Here is a 24,977-nt window from a genome sequence, read left to right as displayed (position 1 = left end):
GGCGATATGATAAAGCTATTTTGAGATTTTGTCTTGTAAAAAATGCGTATGCTTTGATCTTTATCTATTTTTACAAAATAAAAGAGCGGTGAAAAAATTTGTTGTTTCTCACCGCTCTTTTTATCCCAATTTAATCCATTACTTCACAGATTGTTTGTGATTTTCATAAGCTGCTTTTACAAAGCCTGCAAACAACGGATGACCATCACGAGGCGTAGAAGTAAATTCTGGATGGAATTGGCAAGCGACGAACCAAGGATGATTTGGCACTTCGATAATTTCTACCAATTTTTTATCTGCAGATAAACCCGTTACTTTCAATCCTGCTTTTTCAATTTGTGGAAGCAAGGTATTGTTCACTTCATAGCGATGACGATGACGTTCTTCAATGGTTTCTTTGCCATAAAGCTCACTAGCACGGCTGCCTGACACCAAATGACATTGCTGCGCGCCTAAACGCATTGTTCCACCAAGATCAGATTCATCGGTACGTACTTCAGTATTACCATCCGCATCTTGCCATTCTGTGATTAATGCAACCACAGGTTGTTCACAATCTTTATCAAATTCAGACGAATTTGCTTTAGTTAAACCCGCTACATTACGTGCATATTCAATCAACGCGATCTGCATACCTAAGCAAATGCCCAAGTAAGGAATTTTGTTTTCACGTGCATATTGTGCGGTACGAATTTTACCTTCCACACCACGATAACCAAATCCACCTGGAACAAGAATGCCATCAATGCCTTTTAATACTTCAACACCTTTGGTTTCAACATCTTGGGAATCAATATATTTAATGTTAACGCTTAAACGATTAGTCAAACCTGCATGCTTCAACGCTTCATTTACAGATTTATAGGCATCGGGTAACTCAGTATATTTACCCACCATGCCAATGGTCACTTCACCCACTGGATTAGCTTGTTTATAAAGTACTTGCTCCCATTCAGAAAGATCCGCTTCAGGGCAAGTTAAACGGAAACGTTCACAGACAAAATCATCTAAACCTTGAGATTTTAATAATGCTGGGATTTGATAAATCGAATTTACATCTTTTAATGAAATTACTGCACGTTCTGCAACATTACAAAATAAAGCAATTTTCGCACGCTCATTTGGCGGAATCATACGATCGGAACGACAAATCAACACATCAGGTTGAATACCAATAGAAAGTAATTCTTTTACCGAATGTTGGGTTGGTTTAGTTTTTACTTCACCCGCCGTTGGAATGTAAGGCACTAAGGTCAAGTGCATAAATAACGTATGTTCACGACCAACTTGAACGGCTAATTGACGCAATGCTTCTAAGAATGGAAGTGATTCAATATCCCCAACAGTGCCACCAACCTCAACAATCACAACGTCATGACCTTGAGCACCAGCAATAACGCGATCTTTAATTTCATTGGTAATATGTGGAATCACTTGAATTGTTGCACCAAGATAATCGCCACGACGCTCTTTACGTAATACTTCAGAATAAATTTTGCCTGTGGTGAAGTTATTACGTTTAGTCATTTTCGTGCGGATAAAACGCTCATAGTGACCTAAATCTAAATCTGTTTCAGCACCATCTTGAGTGACGAAAACTTCCCCATGTTGGGTTGGGCTCATCGTACCTGGATCCACATTAATATATGGATCTAATTTCATAATAGTTACGTTTAAACCACGAGCTTCTAAAATTGCCGCCAATGATGCTGCCGCAATGCCTTTACCTAACGATGAAACCACACCGCCAGTGACGAAAATATAATTTGTAGCCATAGGGAACCTAATCTGTATTGGGATATAAATGATTATAGCTAATCATCTTACAGACAAAATCAACCAAAAGTGCGGTCAAAAATCGAAGATAACTAGCTATCAAAGACGGGACGGTAGTTTACCTGATTTGGTCAATGAACTCAATTAGAAAACCACAATTAGCATGTAAAGCCTTATTAGATTTATCTATCCTCTAGGATGAAATCTTTCATGCAATCGTTTCAATCTCTCTTTTGCCACATGAGTATAAATCTGTGTTGTGGATAAATCTGTATGTCCTAGCAACATTTGCACCACACGTAAATCCGCACCGTGATTCACTAAATGGGTGGCAAAAGCATGGCGAAGAACGTGAGGGGAAAGTGCATCAGCATCAATATCCGCGAGAATGGCATAATGTTTTACACGATGCCAGAAAGTTTGACGAGTCATTTGCTGTGCGCGCTGACTTGGAAACACAACATCAGAACTCTGACCATTTAAGAGAACAGGGCGACCATAAAGCATAAATTGACGAACCCAATAGGCTGCTTCTTCTCCCATTGGCACAATACGCTCTTTATTCCCTTTACCAATCACTCGCACCACGCCTTGTTGCACGCTCATGTTTTCAATCGTCAGCGAAACTAACTCCGTTACACGAAGCCCCGTCGCATAAAGCAACTCTAACATTGCTTTATCACGCAACTCCAAAGGCACGTCCACATCTGGCGTATTGAGCAAATCAGACACTTGTTGCTCAGTTAAATATTTTGGCAAGCGACTGGGTAATTTAGGCGAACTTAACACCGCACTTGGATCATCCACTCGGTATTTTTCCCGATATAAATATTGGAAAAGTTTACGCATTGCACTTAATATTCGCGCGGTGCTAGTGGCTTTGTAACCTTTCTCCAAACGTTCACCCAGAAAACCTTGCAAATCTACAGCATCTAAAGTTTCCAAAGACAAGTCGTTTTTATCCAACCAATCACAAAGTGCGGTTAAATCCAAACGATAAGATTGAACGGTATTGTCTGAAAGCCCTTTTTCAATCCAATATTCGTTAAGGAACAAATCAATAAGTGCAAGATTTTTCATATTACTTTTCTACAAGGAAAGCGATGCGTTCTATTTATGCTGAACAATCAAAAAAGCATTTAACTTGCGTGGAATCACAAAAAATGCGGCTGCCGCAATGATACTCATAAATAAAAATGTCATCGCTGGCGAAGTTGGATAAATCATACCTGCAATCGCGGTGAAAATGGCAATGAGTACCCCATTCGATAAACCATTATACAAACCTTGTAACTTCGCAATATGGCTTTGCGGCTGGGTGGTGATATAGCGAACAATCGCATAATGGCACACGGCATAGGTTAAACTGTGCATAAGTTGCAATAAGAATATCAACCAAAAATCTTCAATATATCCCATTACAGCCCAGCGTCCGATGCACGCAAGCGTAGAAATATAAAGCAGCACACTGATAGAAATATTTTGAAATAAGCGACGAGAGAAGAAAAATAATACAATTTCTGCTAATACGCCAATGCCCCAAAGTAAGCTAGTTTGAGAAACGGAGATCCCAATACTTGTCCAATAAATCGTGCTATAAACATAATAAGCCGCATGAGAGCCTTGAATGAGCCCTACTGCAATCATGACACGCAATGTAATGGGATTTTTCAGTAAAGCAATAAAACCAATATTATTTTGAGCGCCGCCTTCAGGTATTTCATCTTTTGGGGGAATGGTCGGTTTTAAAAGCTGAATGATGGTATAGAAAGATAAAAGTGCGGTTAAAATCCACACGATATTTTGCTCACCTACCCAGCCAATCATGCCACCAAACACCACTACGCCAAGGATAAAGGCAGCAGAGCCAATTAAACGTACTTTACCGTAATCCAAGCCAATTTGGCGTTGCCAAGTGGATGCCAACGAATCTCCAATCGGCATTCCCGCTGAATTCACAGAGGCATATAAACCAATAGCAATAAACAACAACCAAAAATTATGTGCAACTAAACTCATTGCCGCCATGATAATGACCGATGCTAATGCCAACAGGCGTAAGGAATTAATAATATGATTGGCTTTTTTAATCAGCGATGAAAAAAATAATCCGCCTGCAAATCGGAAAATATAAGCACTCCCGATCACCAAACCAATCATTTCTTCACCATATTGTTGCGATTTCAACCATGCAGGGAAAAACGGCAAAAATACGCCATAAGCGCAGTAGTAACCTAAAAAGCTCAGGGCGAGCCAATAAAAAGGACGAACTTGCATCAGAATAAAGTTTCCATTTCTTGTGAACGAGACAAACAAGCCTGCATAGCTTGCTCTATTGTTTGATTAAAATGTTGAGCGTCAAATACCGCTAACGCCGCCGCAGTAGTGCCACCTTTCGAGGTGACATTTTCACGCAAAGTTGAAAGTGCAATTTGCGGATTCTCTGCCACCATTTTTGCTGCACCAAGCATGGATTGCTGCACTAATTCACGGGCAGTTTTCTCATCAATATTCATTTTGATTAAGGCTTGCTGCATCGCTTCCAGCATCAAAAAGAAATAGGCTGGACTACTTCCTGAAGCGGCAGTTACCGCGTGCATTTGAGTTTCATCATCCACCCAAATCGTTCTTCCCACAGCTCCCAATAAATCTTGTGCAAAAGTGCGGTGATTTTCGCTCGTATTTTTCGGTGAAAATAAACCTGCCATGCCTTCCCCTACTAATGCTGGCGTATTTGGCATGACGCGCACTATCGATTTTATACTTGGAATTAATGCGTTCAAGCGTTCAGTTGAAATCCCCGCAGCAATGGAAATTAATAATTTATCGGAAAAATCCACCGCACTTAGTGGCGAACAAACATCAGCTATCATTTGAGGTTTGACCGCAAGCAATACAACTTCCGCTTTGATTACACTTTCCACATTATTTTCTGAAGTTGCCACACCAAGATTGGCAAAAAATGCTCTTTTTTCCTCATTCGGATCATTCACAATAATTTGCTCACCAGGATAACCTTGTTTCAATAAACCAAGAATAATCGCCTTTGCCATATTGCCGCCGCCAATAAAGGCAATCAATTTGTGTTGCATCGTTTTTCCTACTTTTATGGGCTATAATGCTACACATTCTACCCTATATTGAAGGAAGTGTTACGATGTGGTTCAAAAATTTAATGACTTATAGACTAACTAAACCGCTAGATTGGGATCTTACACAGCTACAAACTCAACTGGAAGATTGTCAATTCCATCCTTGCGGTGCCCAAGATCAAAGTAAATTTGGCTGGTCAGCCCCATTACGAGGAAGTGATTTACTCTATTTTTCTGTAGGAAAGCAAATTCTATTAGTGGCGAAAAAAGAAGAAAAAATCTTGCCGACAAATGTGGTCAAACGTGAACTTGATGAACGCATTGAAAGCCTTGAACAAAAAGAAAATCGCAAACTTAAAAAGGTAGAAAAACAGACATTAAAAGATGATGTCGTGATGAATTTATTACCTCGTGCATTTAGTAAAAATCAGCATACGTCGCTATGGATTGATACGGAAAATAATCTTGTTCATGTTGATGCAGCATCGAGTAAACGCGCGGAAGATGCGCTCGCATTACTGCGTAAATCCTTAGGTTCGCTTCCTGTTGTGCCTTTAGCCTTTGCTAATGAACCCAGCACGATTTTAACGAATTGGATCCTTCAAGATAGCTTGCCACATTGGTTACTTGCATTAGAAGAAGCCGAGCTTCGTGGCAGTCAGGAAGACAGCGTTATTCGTTGTAAAAAACAACCATTAGAAAATGAAGAAATTCTCGCTCTTCTGCAAGATGGCAAAAAAGTAGTAAGTAAATTAGCCTTAGAATGGGAAGATACCTTAACTTTCGTTTTTAACGAAGATTGCACCCTCAAACGTTTAAAATTTGCAGATAGTGTACGCGAAAAAAATGATGATATTCTGAAAGAAGATTTTGCGCAGCGTTTCGATGCAGATTTTGTACTGATGACTGGTATTTTAGCCAAACTCACCGAAAATTTATTAGATGAATTTGGTGGCGAAAAAACTAGACTGTAAAATCATATTACAAATTTACCGCACTTTTGCTTGAACAATGTTTGCCTAGACAGAAGTTAAATCGAGCATAGACAAGAGCCTTTCCAAAATCTTAAGAAAGGCTCTTTTATCGTTAAATTATTGATCAGTATTTGAGTTACTTGGCTTACGTCGTTTTCCGATATTTTTCGTATCCTTATGACGTAATTTCACTTTTTTCTTCGCCTCTGTTTTTTTCTTTTCTTCACGTTTTTCTTTAATACGTGCCTTTTGTTTTTTGCTTACAGATTTCACTTCACCATCTTTTGGTGGCTTAGTGCGAGGTTCTAAACCTTCTAAAATGCGCGCCTTTAAAATTTCCTCGGTATAGCGTTTGATTTTACCTAGTAACTTGTAATCATGAGCTTCGACAAAAGAGACTGCCGTGCCCTTTTTACCTGCTCGCGCTGTACGTCCAATTCGATGCAAATAAGTATCCGCACTATACGGCAAATCAAAATTCATAACATGGCTTACATCGTCAATATCAATACCACGCGCAGCCACATCCGTTGCAACCAATACCGTCACAATACCTGATTTCAACTTATCAATCGCATTGCTACGTTGAGTTTGTGCCATTTCACCTTCTAAATACGCGGAACGAATGCCTCGTTTACGCAATGTTTCAGAAAGTTCACGCGCATCTTCACGACGACGAACAAACACAATTCCACGCGTCACTTCTTCAGTTTCAATAAAACGCGCGAGCAATTTGATTTTGTGTTCATTGCTGTCTGCGTGGTAATACCATTGATTAATTTTTTTTCTTTCGCGTCGACTTGGTTCCGCATCTACTTTCACAGGATCATTTAATAAACGCTCCGCGAAATCAACCAATAGCTCCCCTTCCAATGTTGCAGAAAATAACAAGGTTTGTTTTCGCCAACGGGTTTCAGCCGCAATTTTTTCCGCATCTTGCCCAAATCCCATTTGTAACATTCTATCGGCTTCGTCAAAAATCAGCATTTCAACCGAACGGCAATCAAAATTTTCTTCCTTAATGTATTGCAACAAACGACCGGGCGTAGCCACCACCAAATCTTGATTGGTATTGAACACATCACCGTGATTTTGATACGCCACGCCACCGGTAATTGTCGCAATATTTAAATGGGTGAACTGCGCTAATTCTTCCGCTTGTTCTGCCACTTGCATTGCCAATTCACGGGTTGGCGTTAATACCAAAATACGCGGCGGACCTGGTTTACGACGCGGATAATCCAATAAATGTTGTAGAGCAGGTAATAAAAAAGCTGCAGTTTTCCCTGTTCCCGTTGGTGCAGAGCCTAATACATCACGCTCTTCCATTGCAGCTGGAATGGCTTCCATTTGAATAGCTGTTGGGCGGGAATAACCTTTTTTCTCAAGCGCCTTTAAAAGCTCAGGAGAAAGATCGAATTGTTCAAATTGGGATAAATTCATTATTATGTGGTTCTTTGTTAAAATTGGCGCGGATTATACCTGAAATTAGAGTCAATTTACGAAAAATTTATGAGCGGGTTTACCTTTAAACAATTCCACATCAACCAAGATTCTTGTGCGATGAAAGTCGGCACTGATGGCATTTTGCTAGGTGCTTGGGCTGATGTAAAACATTGTAAAAATATTTTAGATATGGGCAGTGGCACAGGATTATTGGCTTTAATGTTGGCACAACGAACTGAAGAAAACTGCCAAATTCAAGCGGTTGAGTTGGAGCCCATTGCAGCAAAACAAGCGCAAGAAAATATCAATGATTCAGTGTGGAAAAATCGCATTCAACTTATTCAAACGGATATACAACATTTTTTACAAACCACTGAACAAACCTTTGATTTAATTGTGGCAAATCCACCTTATTTTGAACAAGGTATTGCTTGCAAAAATGAGGGAAGAGAATTGGCTCGTTATACCAAACAAAGCCACTTAAATTGGTTAGAATGGGCCGCCACGCGCTTATCGGAAAATGGAAGAATAAGTTTTGTTTTGCCTTATGATGCAGGCAAAATGCTCATAAAATCCACCGCACTTTTTTGCATAAAGCAGACGAATGTCATTACTAAAGTGGGAAAAACGCCCCAAAGAATGCTACTTACCTTTGCCAAACAGCCAGAAGTTTTAATGCAAGATCAATTGGTGATTTATGATGAGGATAATCAATATACTGAAGCATTTATTGAATTGACTAAAGACTTTTATTTGAAATTTTAAAGGGGAGAAAATTCTCCCCTTAAACTGATAAAAAAGGCTTAATTACCATTCATAACCATAAGCAGCCCCAACCATAACATCTTTCTTACCTGACATATTGGATGCTCCACTGAATTTAACAATATGTTTACCATTATCTGCCAAACGAGAATATCCAACTGCTAAGGCTTGCTCTCCGCGATAATACGTGGTGGCAGTACTTATAGATGATCTACCTGAAGTATGTGGCTGAGGCAGCAAACCCATTGCACCCGCAATAGCAGCTCCTCGACGTCCGCGACGATCAACTTCATCCATTCTATTGTTTAATTGATTAATTGAACGTGTATTATCTGCCACAGATTGATTGGTTTCATATAATTGTTGGCCATTTACCGCCTCTTTTGATATTGCAGAAATCTCACCAGCAGCTACATTCACTACTTTATTTCCGCCATTATTTAAGCCGTTTTCAGTAATAGAAACAGTTTTGCTGCCTGTATTAATGGTTACGCCATTGGTATTCATAACTGTATTGCCAGTGTGGACTTCTTTAACATTAACGATGTCATTTAGTGTAAGGCTATTACCATCTCTACCGTCTACGCCATCTCTGCCGTCTCTACCGTTTTGTCCATCTTTACCATCTCTGCCGTCTCTACCATTTTGCCCTTTCAAATCAGGATTAGCTTTAATGGCATCGCTATCTAATTCCATAAATAGAACCTGATTATTATTTTGATCCTTTTGTAGCGATGCTTTTAAGCCATTGCCAAAAGAAAAACGAAGATTTGTTAAATTAAACGGTGTACCGAGTTGTGTGCCAATATTAAAGTTGGCACCACTACTACTTCCACCGTTATAAAATAACACTGGAGCAGTAGCTAAGGCTTTTAATTGTGCCACATTCACTGCATCAGTATCTTCTGAACCCGCAGCGACATTTGTGATTTGGCGAGTGATGCCTAAATCAGAATTACCCACAGATACTGCACCGGCAGAACTTCTCCAAGTGTTGGCATCATTGTAGTTGGCTTGAATCTCTGCTAGTGCCAATTTTTTAGCTTCAATGGCATTATCACGATTCTTACGCATCTTTTCCGTTGTTTCAGAAGCCTTATTACGAATATCTTCAGTTTTGCCATATAAACGGTCATATTCTGATACCTTTAAGATTTCATTATACGAAAAAATCTTCTCGTCTAATTCAATAATCTTTGCTCGTAAGTTGTTATAAGCCTCTAATTTCTCAGTTGATAGAACAGTACTCATATCTTTTAGTAGCGTTTCTGGTTTAGTCGCATTATATGCTGTAGATGCATAGCCTAATGGATCAAAACCAATAACATCGCTTTTTGTATTTGCTAAGGAGTTATCTCCTAGAGCTACTGTCGAATCAAATGTAGCCATAGCACTTGGACCAAGTGCGACAGAATTAACGCCTGTTGTTTGAGCATTATCCCCCATAGCAATAGATTTTACGGCATTAGCTTGACTTTGATAGCCCAATGCGATAGAGCTATTATAATTTGCTCGTGCTTCTTGCCCTTGAGCAATACTATATATTCCGTGTGAATAGGTATATAAACCAATAGCCATACTGCCAAAGCCACGTGTACCATACGCAGTATTACGCCCCTGCTGATCAACTTGCGTGCCAATCGCAATAGAATAATGCCCCCAAGCCACTGATGTTGCACCTAATGCAGTTGAGTAAATTCCTATAGTTTTTGCACGGTCACCAACAGCAGTACTATAATCATCCACCGTTTCAGCATTAGTACCAATAGAAACAGATCTTGTTCCATTGGCAATAGATGCTGTGCCTAAAGCGACACCATAGTTTTTATAATCCATATTCGCTCTGGCAAGATTACCTAATGCAACAGAACCTACACCACCAGTATAGGAATCATAACCAATAGCAGTAGCTGCTGAGTATAATTGAGAACCGTGTTTAATAGAATCATTTTTAGCTTTAGCACCAATAGCAATGGATAATCCAACTTTTGACTGAGCACCATATCCAATAGCTATAGATTGTTCAGTTTGAGAACTTTCCTCAACCTTAGCTGCGGTACCAATAGCCAGACTATAATTTCCGCCAGCCTCAGCTGCAAAACCATTTGCTAATGCTTGCATTCCAGTTGCTTTTGCCTTATATCCTGTTGCGATGCTTGCATAGTTAGTTGCTTTTGATTCAGTACCGAGCGCGACAGAATATATGCCAGAAGCTAATGATTCATTACCAATCGCAACAGCTTGTCCACCAGTTGCGCCGAATGGGTTGGCTAACCCGAAACGAGCTAATTCTGGATTATTTGGATATAACGTTTTTTGTTCATTAAGTTTATTACGTGCCTTCGCAAATTTTTGGGCAAAATCAATAAACTTGTTACGTTTATCTTCTTCAGGAATAAGTTGTGTTAATTTTGCATTATCTTGAATAAGTGTGGCTAAATTAGCCTCGCCCTGATTCGCATCCAATAATGATGTTAGAGTTGCTTCATCAGTAATATTATTTTTAATGGTTGTCTCATAATTAAGGAACATTCTAAGCTGATTTGGATCATCATAGAATTTCTTCATTTCATCTGTACTAGTATGCACACCAATCGCAATTGCTCGTTCTCCTACCGAATAAGCATCTGCACCGACTGCAACACCATACTGATCAGTTGCCTCCGCGTATGCACCTAATGCGGTTGTATTAATACCAATGGCCTGAGAGTTTCTCCCCATCGCTATTGCATCAGTTTTTGTCGCTTTTGCGTTAAGTCCGATAGCTATCATATTTCCATCTGGATCACCACCATCTTCATCATTTGCTTTTGCGTTAGCACCTATTGCTAATCCTTGATTACCTGTAGCTTCAGCATTTGGACCGATTGCCATTGCTGCATGACCAGATACTTTTTGTGCATCAGCCCCCTGAGTATAACCATTAGCTTTAATTAATGTATCTAGTTTTGAAATGTGAGCATTCAGTTTATCAATGGTTTCTTGCATTTTTTGCAATTTTTGCTCTGTGGTTTCGGGAGTATCCGCCCACGCAGGCGCACTTAAAACAGAAAAAAGAGAAAGGGAAACAAGAGAAATTTTTGCACTAAAGTGCGGTTGATTTTTGCTGTGTTTTGCTAAATTATGGCTGGCTGGCAGATTGTACATCATAAGTTATTCCTTTTTGTTGTTATATTTGTTTAAAAAATTTCATTGTTTTCTCTAAAAAAGAAGGCGTGAATTCTACTTAAACACTCAACAAAAAGCTATAAAATAATTTATCGTGAGTATGTTCACTCACGATAAAGCGAAGACTTATCTAAAATACCACTTAGCTAACAACACACCCGCATTCACTGCAATGTTTAAGCCTGATTTAATTGGGCTTGCGAGCGTTAAACGCACTTGCGTGTCTTCTGGTGTCGCCAAACTTTCCGTAGAACTTTCACTTAGCACAAAAACCACTTTATTTTTTAACCGCACTTTATCCAACGGCTCGCCTTGTTTATTGTGCGATACGTGAATAATTTGATAGCCTGATTTGCGCAATTGCATTAGAGCCGAATCAATATAATCCGTTTCTAACACTCGAATATATTCTGCACCGCCTTCTGCTACGCGCATTGAAGCTGCCGAATACAGATTTTCCACATTATCGGCGACAATATTTTTTACGCCAAAATAAGCACAAGTACGCAATACGCCACCAATATTTTGTGCATTATTCACGTTGTCTAATAGCACTAAACAATCCTCTTTACGAGGAATATCCAAATAACCTTGCAACGTGAAAGCACGAGGTCTCTTCACCAATAAACAAATGCCACCATGATGTTCTGTTCCGCTCACGCGAGCTAACTCTTCGCTATCTACAACATGATAAGCTTTCTTGTTTTCAGCTAAATAACTTAATACCTCGCCAATTTTGTGTGACATTTGTACGGTTGCCCACAATCGAACAATACTTTCAGGGCGTTCTGCAAATAAAGCTAAACAGGCATTTTCACCGTAAACTTTCATTTCTTCCGCTCGGTTTTTCTTAATTTTTTCAGGCGCACGAGGAGAAAGAGCACCAGTTTTCTTTTCTTTTGTTTTATAAACCGTACCCGTACTTTTTATCGTCACTTGAACCTTAGGTTGTTCTGTATTTTTATTTGATGGCGCACGAGATAAAGAAAGTTGCGTAATTCTAGTTTCTTTTACTTCTTGTTTATCACGAGAAAAACGAGATTTTTCGTTTCTATTTCCATTAAATTTATCATTAGAGTGCGGTCGATTTTGAGTTGGTTTTTCTCTGTATTTTTCACCAACTGAGCGTTCTTGAAAGGATCTGCCGGCGGATTGAAAAGACGGTTTGCGTTTGTCGTTCATAGGGTTTCCCTGAGTAAAAATGAATATTTTTTAGCCAAAAAATGCTAAAATTTGTGTGCATTATAACGAAAAAAAGCCTTTTTTCTATTAATAAGCGCGTGAAATATTGTAAACTAACGCACTAGTCTTTAATCACGAGATGGATTATGTTAATCAATAAAACCAAACGAGCTGAACAAAATTTAAGTAATTTGCCATTCCTAGCTTTGCAAGCCGAGCAAATTGAATTTTTGGGTAGCCCGACTGAATTTAAAACTCAAATTATTGAATTAATCAGAAACGCAAAAAAACGTATTTATGTCACCGCACTTTATTGGCAAAAAGATGAAGCGGGACAGGAAATTCTCGATGAAATTTATCGCGTGAAGCAAGAAAATCCACACTTGGATGTAAAAATTCTCATAGATTGGCATCGCGCACAACGCAATTTATTAGGGGCGGAAAAATCGGCCACTAATGCAGATTGGTATTGCGAGCAACGCCAAACTTATCAGTTACCTGATGATCCGAATATGTTCTTTGGCGTGCCAATTAATACACGAGAAGTTTTTGGTGTATTGCATGTTAAAGGCTTTGTATTTGATGATACGGTGCTTTATAGCGGTGCAAGCATTAATAATGTCTATCTTCATCAATTTGAAAAATATCGTTACGATCGCTATCAAAAAATCACTCATTCAGAATTAGCTGACTCGATGGTGAATTTCATCAATGATTACTTGTTAGATTTCAGTGCAGTTTATCCACTTGATGTTACCAACCGACCTCGCACCAAAGAGATTCGCGGCAATATTAGAGCTTATCGTAAAGACCTTGCACAAAATGGAGAATATTCATTAAAAAGTGCGGTGAAATTACCGAATGTTTTAAGCGTATCGCCATTATTTGGCTTAGGCGCATCAGGCAATGAATTAAATCAAGTAATTGAAGATTTATTCTTACAAGTACAGGAAAAATTGGTGATTTGTACGCCATATTTTAATTTCCCACGTACATTGCAACATAAAATAGCAACGTTATTGGAAAACGGTAAACGAGTAGAAATTATTGTTGGCGATAAAGTCGCAAACGATTTTTATATTCCACCAGAACAACCATTCAAAATGGCGGGGGCGTTACCTTATCTTTATGAAAGTAATCTTCGCCGTTTCTGTGAAAAATTTGAGACTCAAATTGAAAATGGTCAGCTTGTGGTGCGCTTGTGGCGTGATGGCGATAATACCTACCACTTAAAAGGTGTTTGGGTAGATGACCGTTATATTTTACTTACGGGCAATAATCTTAATCCTCGAGCATGGCGTTTGGATGCAGAAAATGGCTTATTAATTTACGATCCACAACAACAGCTTTTAGCCCAAGTGGAAAAAGAGCAAAACCAAATTCGCCAACATACAAAAGTATTAAAACATTACACTGAATTAGAAGAGTTGAATCAATACCCAGAACCAGTGCAAAAACTTTTGAAAAAATTTGCACGAATTAAAGCGGATAAATTGGTGAAAATGATTCTGTAGTGCTAGATAAATTTAGATCTGATAACAAAGCTTTGTAAAAATGATCTATCCCCAAAAATTAGACAGTTTAATCAAGAGGTGGATCTTGATTAAACTGTCTAATTTAGAAGGAACAGCTTCATTATCTAATTTTGCTTAAGTATGTTTAGCTACGTTTAACCAATTTTGTCCAGTTATAATAACCATACAACGAGTTAAGTAAGTAGGCTGAATACATTAAGTACATAGCTGGTGTTTCTGCCCATAAGAAAATAGAAAGGATATTTAAAGCAATCCATAACAACCACTGTTCACGATAACGTAAAATCATTAAAATCTGTGCAGCAACCGTAATAATTGTAGTTAGACCATCTAAACCTGTTGAACTTCCTCCAGCCGCTTGTAATGCTTGAACAAAAAGCAAAGTACCAACCGTAGTCACAACAATTAATGTCATCCATCCTCTAACAGTTAACGCTTTTGCAATCACACTTTCTCCACCATCACTATTTTGCATATTGGCTTTCCACATGAAGTAACCAATAAATTGAGATGGCAAATATACATAGAGCACGGTATTCATTTCGCCTAAGAAATTTGATCCCCAAGCGACATAAAAATAAGTGTAAGCAAAAATTAATCCAAAGAAATAATTACTAATTTTACCTTTACTGACCAATACCACACACAAAATACCGGAAATACCAGAAATCATTGCTAACCAAGAATCTGGCGCTTGTACATAAGCCCAGATCTGCGCAATGATGAAAAGCGCAAGCCAAACTACCTCAAAAGGTTTCCAACCAGAAACAAATTCTTGTTTTAAACGTTCTGCCAAAGTCATAATTTACTCCTGTTGACTTAAATTTGAATGCGATCATTCTTGCATTGTGGGTTGATAATGTAAAGATTCAGAGACATTTAATTCTCAACTTGTGAAATTCATCACCTTTCAATTAAATCCTAAATAATCCATTATTCAGAAAACTCTCTAAAAATTTACCGCACTCTAAATACAATAATCTGGATCAAGTGGTATTTTTGCTTGTAGCAAGAACTGTTTAGTCCGCTCGTGTTGTGGGCAAGAAAAGAATTTATCTGCTGTATTTTGTTCTACAATATGCCCATCCGCCATCAAAATCACACGATCTGCAACATCTTTCGCAAACTGCATTTCATGAGTAACAATAATCATTGTCCAACCTTCTTGAGCAAGCATTTTTAATGTTTGTAACACCTCGCCAACCAATTCAGGATCTAACGCCGATGTAGGTTCATCTAATAAAATAATATCAGGTTTTACCGCAAGGGCTCGTGCAATCCCCACTCGCTGTTGCTGACCGCCAGAAAGTTGGGATGGGTATAAATCCGCTTTATTTTTTAGCCCTACCTTCTCTAACAAGCTAAGAGCCTTTTCTCTAGCCTGAGCCTTATCTTGTTTTTGCACGACAACCATTCCTTCCATAATATTTTCAAGGGCGGAACGATGAGGAAATAAATTATATTGTTGGAATACCATTGATGAACGTCGGCGCAACTTCAATTCATCTGCTTTACTAATTTTCTGGCTAAAATCAATTTTTAGACTACCATCAGTAAATTCCAAAATGCCTTGCTCTGGCCGTTCTAGCAAGTTTAAGCAACGTAAAAAGGTAGTTTTTCCTGAACCAGACGGCCCTAAAATTGCTACCACTTCACCTTTATTAATTTCAAAATCAATGCCTTTTAACACGTGATTGCCATTAAAGTTTTTCTGAATATTACTTACTTTTAACATAGACAATCCTTACAAGTGACGAGAAAGGCGTTTTTCTAAACGCATTTGACCAATAGATAACACAAGGCAGAAAACCCAATAAATCAATGCAGCCTCACTATAAATCAAAATAAACTCATAATTCTCAGCTGTAATATTTTGTGCGACACGAAAGAGTTCTGCAATCCATACTAAGGAAGCCAAAGAGGTATCTTTCACCGTACTAATAAAAGTGTTAGAAAGCGATGGCACGGAAATGCGTAATGCCTGTGGCATAATCGTACGAATAAATGCCTGTTGATAATTCATTCCGATAGCATAAGAAGCCTCCCACTGCCCTTTTGGGATGGCAATAATTGATGCACGCACAGTTTCTGCAGCATAAGCACCGATATTGACTGAGAAGGCAATAATTGCAGTTGGGAAGGGCTCGAGTTTAATGCCGACTTCAGGCAATCCATAGAAAATAATAAAAATCTGCACAAGCATTGGCGTACCACGAATAATAGAAATATAAGCACGACAAATACTTTGCAAAAGTTTAGTCATAAAATTTGGATGTGGAAGCGTACAAATTACGGCAACAATCACCGCAATAAATAAGCCACAAAAAAAGGAAATAACGGCTAAGGGAATCGTATATAAAATTGCGCCTTCCAACATAGGCCAAAACGAGCTGATTACATAATCAGCTCGTTCTGCACTCATAAATGGAAGACTCGCTAACAAATTATTGAGTAATGTCATCACCAAACCATTTAATTGAAAGTTGTTTTAATGTACCATCTTGGCGTAGTTCATCTAGTGCTTTATTCACTTTTGCAATGAGTTCTTCTTCACCTTTCAAAAATGCAAAACCTGTTGGAATTTTCTTATCGCTCTCAACGGCAATTTTTAAACCTGCATTTGGTTGTTTTTTGAAATAATCAAGCACCGCTAATTTATCATTCACTGTTGCATCAACGCGTTCTTGTTTGACTGCTTCAAGATTTTGCGCAAGGCTATCTACTGTCACAATAATCGCACCATTATCACGAGCGTCTTTGCTCCAGTTACTCGTTGCTGATTGAGCTGATTTTTTGCCTTTTAAATCAGAGAAAGTCTTAATGCTGTTATTATTTTCTTTCGTCACAATAACGCCAGCAGAATAATTATAAGGCGCAGAATAATCATATTTTTTTAAGCGCTCTGGGCTTGGATTCGTTTGGTTTGCAATAACATCAAATCGTTTCGCATTCAAACCTGCATACATTCCATCCCAAGCGGTTTCTTTAAATTCAATTTTCAAACCTAATTTTTCTGCCACTTTCTCAATGATTTCTACATCAAAACCTGTCAATTTTCCGTCTTTACCATGGAAAGTAAATGGAGCATAAGTTCCCTCCGTTCCCACTAATAAAGTTTTAGTTTTTTCAACGCGGTCAGCAATTTCACCAGCGTGAGAAAATGCAGAGAAAGCAATACCAGCACTTAAAAGTGCGGTTGTAAAAAATAATTTTTTCATTTTTTATTCCTTGTGTTGTGTTTGTCTAAGCGTGATTATAAAAAGCAAATTTATGAAAAAACAAGATTATTTATTCATAGTTTATGAATTTTAGTTATAAAAAAGCGATATAACAGATTACTATCAAAATAAGAAAATAATCTACTGCACTTTCTTGTAGAAAAACAGGTTTCTAAACAATGTGCTCAACCTACTCTTATAAAATTTCAGTAAAAAAATGCCTTTCTAAAGAAAGGCATTAGTAGAAATTTAAGATTATAAATAAACTTGTAATGTCTAATAGAAAAGTAGCGTACCTAATTACGCTTCATCACTTCCAGAAAAACGTTCAATTTTCGCACCTAGGGCATGTAATTTATCTTCGATATGTTCATAACCACGATCGATATGATAAATACGATCTACTATGGTTTCACCTGTTGCAATACAACCTGCAAGAACCAAACTAATTGATGCGCGTAAATCTGTCGCCATCACTTCTGCACCAGATAACTGCTCAACACCATGACATACCGCAGTATTCCCTTCAATTTCAGCTTTCCCACCCATGCGAATTAATTCAGGAATATGCATAAAACGATTTTCAAAAATCGTTTCGGTAATAATACTCGTGCCCTCTGCTATCATATTTAATAAGGTGAATTGAGCCTGCATATCAGTAGGGAAACCCGGATGTGGCGCAGTACGAATATTCACTGCTTTAGGGCGATTTCCAAGCATATCTAAAGTGATACTATTCTCTGTAACATCAACTTGAGCGCCAGCTTCACGAAGTTTATCGATCACTGCATCTAAAGTATCAGCCTTAGTATTTTGACAAACAACACGACCGCCTGAAATTGCTGCGGCAATTAAGAATGTACCTGTTTCAATACGATCTGGCACGACACTATGCTCACAACCAGTTAAATATTCAACACCTTCAATCGTAATGTGATCAGAACCTGCACCAGATATTTTCGCACCCATTTTATTGAGAAAGTCAGCGGTATCTACAATTTCAGGCTCACGAGCCGCGTTTTCAATTACGGTGGTTCCTTTCGCAAGCGTTGCTGCCATCATAATAGATAAAGTTGCACCTACGCTCACTTTTTCCATTACAATGCGAGTTCCCACTAGACGATCTAATACTTGTGCTTTTACATATCCTTCTTCAAGAACGATGTCTGCGCCTAATTTTTCTAAACCGCTAATATGGAGATCAACTGGACGAGCACCGATAGAGCAACCACCAGGTAAAGATACTTGCCCTTGATGAAAACGAGCAACTAAAGGCGCCAATGCCCAAATCGAAGCGCGCATGGTTTTAACCAATTCATAAGGCGCAGTGAAATGATCGATATTCGATGCATCTAATAAAACTGCGCCAGTTTCATCACGATCTACTACCACACCCAATTTACGTAAAATTTTCAAAGTGGTTTCAATATCTTTAAGAGCAGGAACGTTCGTGAGTTTAACGGGTTCTGTTGCCAAAATAGCGGCAAAAAGAATTGGAAGTGCGGCATTTTTTGCACCTGAAATATTCACGGTTCCACTTAAACGAGATTGCCCATAAACACGAAATTTTTCCATTTTTGAATCCTTAATTAAGTTGGTTTAATGCACGATCACGTTTCCACTTTTCAGTGGTGTAAGTTTTAATTGTTAACGCGTGAATTTCGCCAGTAGTAAAATAAGCCATTAACGGAGCATAAATTGTTTGTTGTTGTTTTACGCGAGAAAGTGCGGCAATTTCATCACTCACGACAATCACGCCAAAATGCGCGTTTTCACCTTGAGCATAAACCTCTTCTACGTTTAGCGCTTCTTTTAAAATTCGTTCAATTTCTTGAAGTTCCATCAGATTTCCGTTTAATTAAGATCTGTAAAATTTGCGATCCAATCAGACAAACCAACAAGATCTGCAAGGATTAATAATTGTTTTGGTGGATAAACTAATCGCACTGTTTTTTTAAGCTTTTGGCACTCTCGTAAAAAATCACAAAGAGCTGCAAAACCGGCTGAATCAATATGTTGAATACCAGACAAATCCCATTCAATAACCGTTTTTTCAAGCGCGTTAGCTGATAAAAAAACATCACGTTGCTGCCACATAGGCAACAACGTGTTGCGAGATAGCTCCCCTGACAAAAGGAGCGCTATCTTATCATCATTTTTCTTTAAATCCCAATTTAACATGGCAACAAGATTATTTGCTTAATGTTACAGGTTGGGCGGCTGATTTTTGTACTTGTGCAGTTAATGCATCAATGCCATGTTGACGTAAGATACCACTCCATTCTTGTTGTTTTGTTACAACCATGCTCACACCCTCAGCAACCATGTCATAAGCTTGCCATTCACCAGTTTTACTATTTTTACGCCATTTAAAATCTAATTTAATTGGTGCAGCTCCGTTAACTTGAATGATATTCACACGAATATTTACTAAGTTTTTATCGCCTAATGCTTTTTCTGGCTCGATTTGAATTTGTTGATTTGAATATGCCGTTAATACTTGTGCGTAAGCTTGTTCAATAAAATCACCAAAAGCTTTAAAGAATTTTTCACGTTGTTCAGGTGTAGTAGATTTGAAATGAGAACCTAGCACCAAAGAACCTGCATAATTGACTTGAACATAAGGCAGCAAATCATTACGAACGATAGTACGTAAATAATTTGGATTCTTTTTAATCTGGCTTTGATTTGCCTGAATATCAGAAAACAATTTATCTGACGCTTGTTGCATTAATACATAAGGGCTTGTTTCAGCCATAGCTGTACCTGCAGTAAAAAGTGCGGTAAATACTAAGGTTAAAATTGCAAACCATTTTTTCACTTGGAAAAATTTCATCATAAATCTCCTAAATAAATGTTAGTTGTTATTGTACTGTAGGCTCAGTCTTTTCACTGTTACCATCAGATTTTTTATCGCCGTAAAGGAATTGGCCGATTAAATCCTCCAACACCATAGCAGATTTTGTATCTTGAATTTGGCTACCCTCTTTAAGCATAGCCGATTCACCATCATCAAATCCCATTGTCAATGCAATATATTGCTCACCTAATAAGCCCGATGTCTTAATTGATAAAGAACTGTTTTCTGGGATTTCATTATATTCCTGGTTAATTGCAATACTGACTTTTGGTAAATAGCTTTTTTCATCAAGCGTGATATCGCTCACACGCCCAATAACCACTCCGCCAACTTTTAATGGTGCACGTACTTTAAGTCCACCAATATTATCAAAAGTTGCCGTCACAGTATAAGATTTCGTCTCACCAAAACCTTGTACGTTGGCTACGCGTAAACCTAAAAAAACTAAGGCGCCAATACCAAGTAATAAAAATAACCCGACCCAAAATTCATATTTAATTGTTTGTCTCATAAAAAAAATCCTTAACCTGCTCCAAACATAATAGCTGTCAAAATAAAATCTAATCCTAGAACAACGAGTGATGCATGCACAACTGTTCGTGTTGTAGCTTGGCTGATACCTTCTGATGTTGGCATACAATCATAACCATTGAACAGCGCAATCCAAGTTACGGCTACAGCAAAGAAAACCGCTTTAATAAAGCCATTTAAAATATCATAGCTCCAACTCACAGAATTTTGCATAACAGACCAAAAGCTACCCGAATCAACACCTTTCCAATCCACACCAACTAAAGAACCGCCCCAAATACCAATTGCAATAAACAAGATTGATAAAACTGGCATAGAAATGACACCTGCCCAAAAACGTGGTGCAATCACGCGACGTAAAGGATCAACAGCCATCATTTCAAGACTAGAAAGTTGTTCAGTGGCTTTCATTAAGCCTATTTCAGCCGTCAATGCAGAACCTGCTCGACCAGCAAACAAAAGTGCGGTAACAACAGGCCCTAATTCTCGTAAAAGAGAAAGTGCTACAAGCTGCCCCAAACTTGTTTCAGCAGAAAAATCGACTAATACGACATAACCTTGTAGTCCTAATACCATTCCAATAAATAAACCGGACAACAAAATAATGAGTAACGATTGGACACCTAAAACATGCATTTGCTTCACAAGCAAAGGAAAATGCTTGCGAATTTGTGGCTTACCAATCAATGCGCCAAATAACATAAAGCCTGCTCGCCCCAATGCATGGAAAAAGTCAATCACCTGTTTTCCTAAAGCAGAAATAAAATTGACGATCATTCAAATAATTCCTTCACATAATCTTGCGCTGGGTACTTAAAGCGCACAGGACCATCAGATTCACCTTTTAAGAATTGCACCACTCGCGGATCTTGGCTTTGTAAAAGCTGCTCAGATGTTCCTTCTGTGATGACTTTTTGGTCTGCAATAATATAGGCATAATCTGCAATACTCAATACTTCCTCCACATCGTGAGATACCACGATAGAAGTCAAATTTAACGCTTCATTTAATCGTTTTATCAGGCTCAAAATTACGCCCATACTGATCGGATCTTGCCCAGTAAATGGCTCATCAAACATAATTAAATCAGGGTCAAGCGCAATAGCGCGTGCTAATGCAGCTCGACGAGCCATACCACCAGAAAGTTCTGAAGGCATTAATGTGGCTGCTCCTCGCAATCCAACTGCTTCCAATTTCATCAACACAATTTGACGAATTAAACTTTCAGGCAAATGCGTATGTTCACGAATTGGAAAGGCGACATTATCAAAAGTAGAAATATCCGTAAAAAGCGCACCAGATTGGAATAACATCCCCATCCGCTTGCGTACTTCGTACAGTTCACGATTAGATAGACGACAAATATCTTGCCCATCAAACAAAATTTCACCTTGCTCTGGCATTAGTTGCCCACCTATCAATTTAAGTAAGGTGGTTTTACCAATCCCAGACGGCCCCATGATCGCTGTGATTTTTCCCTTTTTTACTTGCAAATTCAGGTTATCGTAAATCACGCGATCACCACGTTTAAAGGTGAGATTCTTAACTTCAATTAGATTTTGATTCATTAAAATCTCGTTTATAAATAAAAAGTGCGGTCGTTTTGACTAGCGTTTTTGTGAAAGGTTCATCTTACGACGAACAAACGCCATCATGCCGTGTAATCCTAAAAACAACAATGATAAAGCATATAAAGGCATATTTCCCAACGCAGAATAAGGGGTTTTACCTTCCGCAGGTGCAATTTTATGCGTCAACGTTGTTTCAATGAACTGCGGTGCCTGCGCTAACACCTTACCTTGTGCATCAACAAAGACTGAAATCCCCGTATTCGTTGCACGAATAAGCGGTTTACCCAATTCTAAAGCGCGCATTCTTGCCATCTGTAAATGTTGCCAAGGCCCAATCGAATCACCAAACCAGGCATCATTAGAAATTGTGAGCAAATAATCCGTATCTTGTTTCAAATTTTGCCGCACTTGTTCACCGAAAATAATCTCATAGCAAATTGCTGGCGAAAAAGTGCGTTTTTTTGCCATTAAAGATGGCTGAATTGCCTCCCCACTTTGAAATGCAGACATTGGCAAATTAAACACAGAATTAAGTGGTCGTAAAATACTTTCTAACGGAACATATTCACCGAAAGGCACGAGATGATGCTTACTATAACGATTTGGCGTATCTGGCTGATAAGGAAAGTCTGGGTTTCCAGCAGCCATAATAGAATTAAGCAACTTACCAGATTTCGTATCTTGGAATACGGTTCCAACCATTATCTCCGTTTTCGTTTCTTTAGCAACTCGATCTAATTCTTCAAAAAATGGCGTAATCGCATTTTCAAGAGTTGGCAATGCTGACTCAGGCAAAATAATTAAATCGGTTTTACCAAGATTGTCTGCGATTAATTTTTGATAAATCTCCAAAGTAGAATAGAAATAAGCAGGATCCCATTTGAGATTTTGTTCAATATTTCCTTGAGCAAGCGTGACTGAAATTGCCTTATCTTCAACAGCTTTTACAAAGTGAATTCGGGATGAATAAGCACTTAATCCTCCCACGATGATCAATAGCAAAACATTCGCCAAGACTAATTTAAGATTTTTCGTTTTAAACAAAGATAAAACAAAATTAAAAATTACCGCACTTGCCCAAACGGTAAAGAACGTCAATCCTGTTACCCCAAAAATCGAGGCGATGCCATAAAATGGGCTGTCAATTTGTGTATAACCAAACTGAAGCCAAGGAAAACCGGTAAAAATCCAACCACGTAAAAATTCTGTCAATGTCCAAATCACGGCAAAAATGACCGCACTTTGAACTTGGAAACGCTGAACCAAATAGGTAAAGAGCATCGGGTATAGTGCAAGATAAGCCGCAAGTAAACCGACAAGGAAATAACTCACACCTAAAGACGCACCACCAAATTGGTGAATACTGACATTAAGCCAACTCACCCCAAAGCAGAAAAATCCCAGCGACCACAAAAACGTCGCTAAAAGTGCGGTGGATTTTTTAGGATTTTTAGCGACATACAGTAAACCGAGTAAAGAAACATAGGCTAAAGGCCAATAATCAAATGGTGAAAAGGCAAAAACACCGACTAAACCAGATATAATCGCAATAAGATAAGTAAAATATTTATTCATAAATTCAATTATATTTTGCACGCCCTTACGAGCATCTTTTGTGTTGGAATTTAAAATCCCATTTCAAGTAAATAAAAAGCACGCGTTAGAAAACGCGCGCCATCATTGAGGATGATAAATGCTATTCGGCTTTTTCTTCCATATCATCCATTTCTGCCAAATGTTCATCTGGAACAGTCACACGAAGTTGAATCAATCGGCGACTATCTGCCGAGGTGACTTTAAATTGAAGATTTTTCAACGTAATTTCTTCACCACGTTTTGGTAAATAACCAAAAGTTTGCATAATCAGACCACCAATGGTATCGACTTCTTCATCATCAAAATCTGTATTAAATTGCGCATTGAAATCATCAATATCGGTGAGCGCACGCACAGCATAAGTATGACGAGAAAGCTGACGAATATCCGCAACTTCTTCTTCATCAAACTCATCTTCAATATCGCCAACAATTTGTTCCAAAATATCTTCAATGGTAACAAGACCTGATACCGCACCAAATTCGTCCACCACAATAGCCATATGGAAACGCTCTGAGCGGAAATCTTTCAACATACGATCCACTCTTTTGCTTTCTGGCACAATCACGACAGGGCGCAATAATGAAGATAAATCAAACTCTTCGGCATCTTCACGTAAAAATTTCAATAAATCTTTCGCATGCAAAATACCCACGATATTATCGCGATCATCCGCATCAGCAATTACAGGAAAACGAGAATGAGCGGATTCAATAATTGTATTTAAACAAGTATTTAAATCTTGTTGATCTTCAATAAAAATAATTTGTGAACGAGGAATCATAATATCGCGAACACGAAGCTCCGCTATTTCCATCACACCTTCAATCATTTCACGCGTATTTTGATCAATTAAATCGTTTTGTTCTGAATCGCGAATCACTTCCACAAGTTCTTCACGATTTTTTAGTTCACCTTGAAAAAAGCGACCAAATAAAGATTGGAAAAAAGGTTTTTTCGTATTTTCAGATTGGTTTAAATTTTGCTGTTCGTCGTTCATATTGATTTGTGTTTGATGTCTTATTGACGGCGAAAAAGTATCATATTTTGAGCATCTTCGCAAAAATAAAGCAAAAGATAAAGCAAGATAAAAGAAAAGTGCGGTGAAATTGATCTGCACCCCAAAAGTTGGACTCAACAAACCAACAATTGAGGTGCAGATTTTTTTATGGGTAAACACTACACAATCGAATTTAAATTACAGGCTCTCCAACCTATTCTGAATCGAAAAATGAGTATTAGAGAAGCTGCGCGTTTTTACAA

At 38.3% G+C, this 24,977-nt stretch carries 23 protein-coding genes; 3 read left to right on the top strand and 20 right to left on the bottom strand.

Translation table 11 applies throughout. The annotated features are described in order from the left end of the window. Nucleotides 1-138: 138 nt before the first annotated feature. From pyrG to proC, 4 genes are all read right to left on the bottom strand, one after another. Entirely contained in the window at nucleotides 139-1,776 is a 1,638-nt protein-coding gene (gene pyrG, locus DV415_RS06320; RefSeq protein WP_118794464.1) for a glutamine hydrolyzing CTP synthase, read from the bottom strand. A 186-nt stretch (nucleotides 1,777-1,962) separates the two neighbouring features. Further along, on the bottom strand, nucleotides 1,963-2,856 hold the full coding sequence (gene xerD / locus DV415_RS06315) for a site-specific tyrosine recombinase XerD (RefSeq protein WP_118794463.1): 894 nt from the start codon (nucleotides 2,854-2,856) through the stop codon (nucleotides 1,963-1,965). A gap of 30 nt (nucleotides 2,857-2,886) precedes the next feature. Next, nucleotides 2,887-4,053, bottom strand: coding sequence for a 3-phenylpropionate MFS transporter (locus DV415_RS06310; protein WP_118794462.1), 1,167 nt, complete (start codon nucleotides 4,051-4,053; stop codon nucleotides 2,887-2,889). Then, nucleotides 4,053-4,868 carry a pyrroline-5-carboxylate reductase gene (proC, locus tag DV415_RS06305; protein ID WP_118794461.1) on the bottom strand — a complete coding sequence of 272 codons (816 nt, stop codon included), beginning with the start codon at nucleotides 4,866-4,868 and terminating at the stop codon, nucleotides 4,053-4,055. Before proC ends, DV415_RS06310 begins: the two co-directional genes overlap by 1 nt. Nucleotides 4,869-4,933: 65 nt before the next feature. On the opposite strand from proC, the gene rdgC reads away from it, so the two are divergent. Then, nucleotides 4,934-5,842 carry a recombination-associated protein RdgC gene (gene rdgC, locus DV415_RS06300; RefSeq protein WP_118794460.1) on the top strand — a complete coding sequence of 303 codons (909 nt, stop codon included), beginning with the start codon at nucleotides 4,934-4,936 and terminating at the stop codon, nucleotides 5,840-5,842. 117 nt (nucleotides 5,843-5,959) lie between these two features. Here rdgC and srmB read toward each other — a convergent pair whose 3' ends face one another. Then, on the bottom strand, nucleotides 5,960-7,285 hold the full coding sequence (gene srmB / locus DV415_RS06295) for an ATP-dependent RNA helicase SrmB (protein ID WP_118794459.1): 1,326 nt from the start codon (nucleotides 7,283-7,285) through the stop codon (nucleotides 5,960-5,962). Nucleotides 7,286-7,354: 69 nt separating this feature from the next. On the opposite strand from srmB, the gene DV415_RS06290 reads away from it, so the two are divergent. Next, nucleotides 7,355-8,053, top strand: coding sequence for a tRNA1(Val) (adenine(37)-N6)-methyltransferase (locus DV415_RS06290; RefSeq protein WP_118794458.1), 699 nt, complete (start codon nucleotides 7,355-7,357; stop codon nucleotides 8,051-8,053). Between the two features lie 42 nt (nucleotides 8,054-8,095). Here DV415_RS06290 and DV415_RS06285 read toward each other — a convergent pair whose 3' ends face one another. Together DV415_RS06285 and DV415_RS06280 are read right to left on the bottom strand one after the other, a co-directional pair. After that, complete coding sequence (locus DV415_RS06285; RefSeq protein ID WP_118775390.1) at nucleotides 8,096-11,203, bottom strand: YadA-like family protein; 3,108 nt, start codon at nucleotides 11,201-11,203, stop codon at nucleotides 8,096-8,098. Between the two features lie 144 nt (nucleotides 11,204-11,347). Then, the gene (locus DV415_RS06280; RefSeq protein ID WP_118794457.1) at nucleotides 11,348-12,403 is read right to left on the bottom strand and encodes a tRNA/rRNA methyltransferase; all 1,056 of its coding nucleotides are present in this window, start codon (nucleotides 12,401-12,403) and stop codon (nucleotides 11,348-11,350) included. 146 nt (nucleotides 12,404-12,549) lie between these two features. On the opposite strand from DV415_RS06280, the gene pssA reads away from it, so the two are divergent. Further along, nucleotides 12,550-13,917: a CDP-diacylglycerol--serine O-phosphatidyltransferase gene (gene pssA, locus DV415_RS06275; RefSeq protein ID WP_118791578.1), complete on the top strand. Its 1,368-nt coding sequence runs from the start codon at nucleotides 12,550-12,552 to the stop codon at nucleotides 13,915-13,917. Nucleotides 13,918-14,062: 145 nt separating this feature from the next. Here the strand turns inward: pssA and pnuC are convergent, their stop codons facing one another. The 13 genes from pnuC to corC all read right to left on the bottom strand — a co-directional run bounded on the left by pnuC (nucleotide 14,063) and on the right by corC (nucleotide 24,714). Continuing rightward, a complete protein-coding gene (gene pnuC, locus DV415_RS06270; RefSeq protein WP_118788936.1) occupies nucleotides 14,063-14,740 on the bottom strand; it encodes a nicotinamide riboside transporter PnuC in 678 nt (225 codons plus the stop codon). A gap of 165 nt (nucleotides 14,741-14,905) precedes the next feature. Then, nucleotides 14,906-15,673: an amino acid ABC transporter ATP-binding protein gene (locus tag DV415_RS06265; RefSeq protein ID WP_005631364.1), complete on the bottom strand. Its 768-nt coding sequence runs from the start codon at nucleotides 15,671-15,673 to the stop codon at nucleotides 14,906-14,908. Nucleotides 15,674-15,682: 9 nt separating this feature from the next. After that, nucleotides 15,683-16,399: an amino acid ABC transporter permease gene (locus DV415_RS06260; RefSeq protein WP_005628353.1), complete on the bottom strand. Its 717-nt coding sequence runs from the start codon at nucleotides 16,397-16,399 to the stop codon at nucleotides 15,683-15,685. Further along, complete coding sequence (locus tag DV415_RS06255; protein WP_114892569.1) at nucleotides 16,383-17,156, bottom strand: amino acid ABC transporter substrate-binding protein; 774 nt, start codon at nucleotides 17,154-17,156, stop codon at nucleotides 16,383-16,385. The genes DV415_RS06260 and DV415_RS06255 overlap by 17 nt, the downstream gene beginning before the upstream one ends. A 300-nt stretch (nucleotides 17,157-17,456) precedes the next feature. After that, a complete protein-coding gene (gene murA, locus DV415_RS06250) occupies nucleotides 17,457-18,731 on the bottom strand; it encodes a UDP-N-acetylglucosamine 1-carboxyvinyltransferase (RefSeq protein WP_118791577.1) in 1,275 nt (424 codons plus the stop codon). A gap of 10 nt (nucleotides 18,732-18,741) precedes the next feature. Further along, nucleotides 18,742-18,999 carry a BolA family protein gene (locus tag DV415_RS06245; RefSeq protein WP_005628347.1) on the bottom strand — a complete coding sequence of 86 codons (258 nt, stop codon included), beginning with the start codon at nucleotides 18,997-18,999 and terminating at the stop codon, nucleotides 18,742-18,744. Nucleotides 19,000-19,010: 11 nt separating this feature from the next. Next, on the bottom strand, nucleotides 19,011-19,337 hold the full coding sequence (locus tag DV415_RS06240) for an STAS domain-containing protein (RefSeq protein WP_118789922.1): 327 nt from the start codon (nucleotides 19,335-19,337) through the stop codon (nucleotides 19,011-19,013). Between the two features lie 10 nt (nucleotides 19,338-19,347). Beyond that, nucleotides 19,348-19,992, bottom strand: coding sequence for a phospholipid-binding protein MlaC (mlaC, locus tag DV415_RS06235; protein WP_192805953.1), 645 nt, complete (start codon nucleotides 19,990-19,992; stop codon nucleotides 19,348-19,350). Between the two features lie 28 nt (nucleotides 19,993-20,020). After that, nucleotides 20,021-20,527, bottom strand: coding sequence for an outer membrane lipid asymmetry maintenance protein MlaD (mlaD, locus tag DV415_RS06230; RefSeq protein WP_118789920.1), 507 nt, complete (start codon nucleotides 20,525-20,527; stop codon nucleotides 20,021-20,023). Between the two features lie 11 nt (nucleotides 20,528-20,538). Then, nucleotides 20,539-21,324, bottom strand: coding sequence for a lipid asymmetry maintenance ABC transporter permease subunit MlaE (gene mlaE / locus DV415_RS06225; protein ID WP_118789919.1), 786 nt, complete (start codon nucleotides 21,322-21,324; stop codon nucleotides 20,539-20,541). Beyond that, the gene (mlaF, locus tag DV415_RS06220; RefSeq protein ID WP_118789918.1) at nucleotides 21,321-22,115 is read right to left on the bottom strand and encodes a phospholipid ABC transporter ATP-binding protein MlaF; all 795 of its coding nucleotides are present in this window, start codon (nucleotides 22,113-22,115) and stop codon (nucleotides 21,321-21,323) included. The genes mlaE and mlaF overlap by 4 nt, the downstream gene beginning before the upstream one ends. Nucleotides 22,116-22,154: 39 nt before the next feature. After that, nucleotides 22,155-23,693: an apolipoprotein N-acyltransferase gene (lnt, locus tag DV415_RS06215; RefSeq protein WP_118789917.1), complete on the bottom strand. Its 1,539-nt coding sequence runs from the start codon at nucleotides 23,691-23,693 to the stop codon at nucleotides 22,155-22,157. Nucleotides 23,694-23,814: 121 nt separating this feature from the next. Continuing rightward, nucleotides 23,815-24,714 carry a CNNM family magnesium/cobalt transport protein CorC gene (gene corC / locus DV415_RS06210; protein WP_118791576.1) on the bottom strand — a complete coding sequence of 300 codons (900 nt, stop codon included), beginning with the start codon at nucleotides 24,712-24,714 and terminating at the stop codon, nucleotides 23,815-23,817. Nucleotides 24,715-24,977 lie beyond the last annotated feature (263 nt).

The sequence above is a fragment of the Haemophilus haemolyticus genome (assembly GCF_003490595.1).
In the GTDB taxonomy this organism is placed as follows: Bacteria; Pseudomonadota; Gammaproteobacteria; order Enterobacterales; family Pasteurellaceae; genus Haemophilus; species Haemophilus haemolyticus_L.
The sequence above is the reverse complement of the archived record's forward strand: the minus strand, read 5'-3'. Positions and strand labels throughout refer to the sequence as shown.

Excerpts from the sequence above, each read along its gene's own strand:
- pyrG (WP_118794464.1), bottom strand. The coding sequence starts at position 1,776 with ATGGCTACAAATTATATTTTCGTCACTGGCGGTGTGGTTTCATCGTTA.
- xerD (WP_118794463.1), bottom strand. The coding sequence starts at position 2,856 with ATGAAAAATCTTGCACTTATTGATTTGTTCCTTAACGAATATTGGATT.
- DV415_RS06310 (WP_118794462.1), bottom strand. The coding sequence starts at position 4,053 with ATGCAAGTTCGTCCTTTTTATTGGCTCGCCCTGAGCTTTTTAGGTTAC.
- proC (WP_118794461.1), bottom strand. The coding sequence starts at position 4,868 with ATGCAACACAAATTGATTGCCTTTATTGGCGGCGGCAATATGGCAAAG.
- rdgC (WP_118794460.1), top strand. The coding sequence starts at position 4,934 with ATGTGGTTCAAAAATTTAATGACTTATAGACTAACTAAACCGCTAGAT.
- srmB (WP_118794459.1), bottom strand. The coding sequence starts at position 7,285 with ATGAATTTATCCCAATTTGAACAATTCGATCTTTCTCCTGAGCTTTTA.
- DV415_RS06290 (WP_118794458.1), top strand. The coding sequence starts at position 7,355 with ATGAGCGGGTTTACCTTTAAACAATTCCACATCAACCAAGATTCTTGT.
- DV415_RS06285 (WP_118775390.1), bottom strand. The coding sequence starts at position 11,203 with ATGATGTACAATCTGCCAGCCAGCCATAATTTAGCAAAACACAGCAAA.
- DV415_RS06280 (WP_118794457.1), bottom strand. The coding sequence starts at position 12,403 with ATGAACGACAAACGCAAACCGTCTTTTCAATCCGCCGGCAGATCCTTT.
- pssA (WP_118791578.1), top strand. The coding sequence starts at position 12,550 with ATGTTAATCAATAAAACCAAACGAGCTGAACAAAATTTAAGTAATTTG.
- pnuC (WP_118788936.1), bottom strand. The coding sequence starts at position 14,740 with ATGACTTTGGCAGAACGTTTAAAACAAGAATTTGTTTCTGGTTGGAAA.
- DV415_RS06265 (WP_005631364.1), bottom strand. The coding sequence starts at position 15,673 with ATGTTAAAAGTAAGTAATATTCAGAAAAACTTTAATGGCAATCACGTG.
- DV415_RS06260 (WP_005628353.1), bottom strand. The coding sequence starts at position 16,399 with ATGACATTACTCAATAATTTGTTAGCGAGTCTTCCATTTATGAGTGCA.
- DV415_RS06255 (WP_114892569.1), bottom strand. The coding sequence starts at position 17,156 with ATGAAAAAATTATTTTTTACAACCGCACTTTTAAGTGCTGGTATTGCT.
- murA (WP_118791577.1), bottom strand. The coding sequence starts at position 18,731 with ATGGAAAAATTTCGTGTTTATGGGCAATCTCGTTTAAGTGGAACCGTG.
- DV415_RS06245 (WP_005628347.1), bottom strand. The coding sequence starts at position 18,999 with ATGGAACTTCAAGAAATTGAACGAATTTTAAAAGAAGCGCTAAACGTA.
- DV415_RS06240 (WP_118789922.1), bottom strand. The coding sequence starts at position 19,337 with ATGTTAAATTGGGATTTAAAGAAAAATGATGATAAGATAGCGCTCCTT.
- mlaC (WP_192805953.1), bottom strand. The coding sequence starts at position 19,992 with ATGAAATTTTTCCAAGTGAAAAAATGGTTTGCAATTTTAACCTTAGTA.
- mlaD (WP_118789920.1), bottom strand. The coding sequence starts at position 20,527 with ATGAGACAAACAATTAAATATGAATTTTGGGTCGGGTTATTTTTATTA.
- mlaE (WP_118789919.1), bottom strand. The coding sequence starts at position 21,324 with ATGATCGTCAATTTTATTTCTGCTTTAGGAAAACAGGTGATTGACTTT.
- mlaF (WP_118789918.1), bottom strand. The coding sequence starts at position 22,115 with ATGAATCAAAATCTAATTGAAGTTAAGAATCTCACCTTTAAACGTGGT.
- lnt (WP_118789917.1), bottom strand. The coding sequence starts at position 23,693 with ATGAATAAATATTTTACTTATCTTATTGCGATTATATCTGGTTTAGTC.
- corC (WP_118791576.1), bottom strand. The coding sequence starts at position 24,714 with ATGAACGACGAACAGCAAAATTTAAACCAATCTGAAAATACGAAAAAA.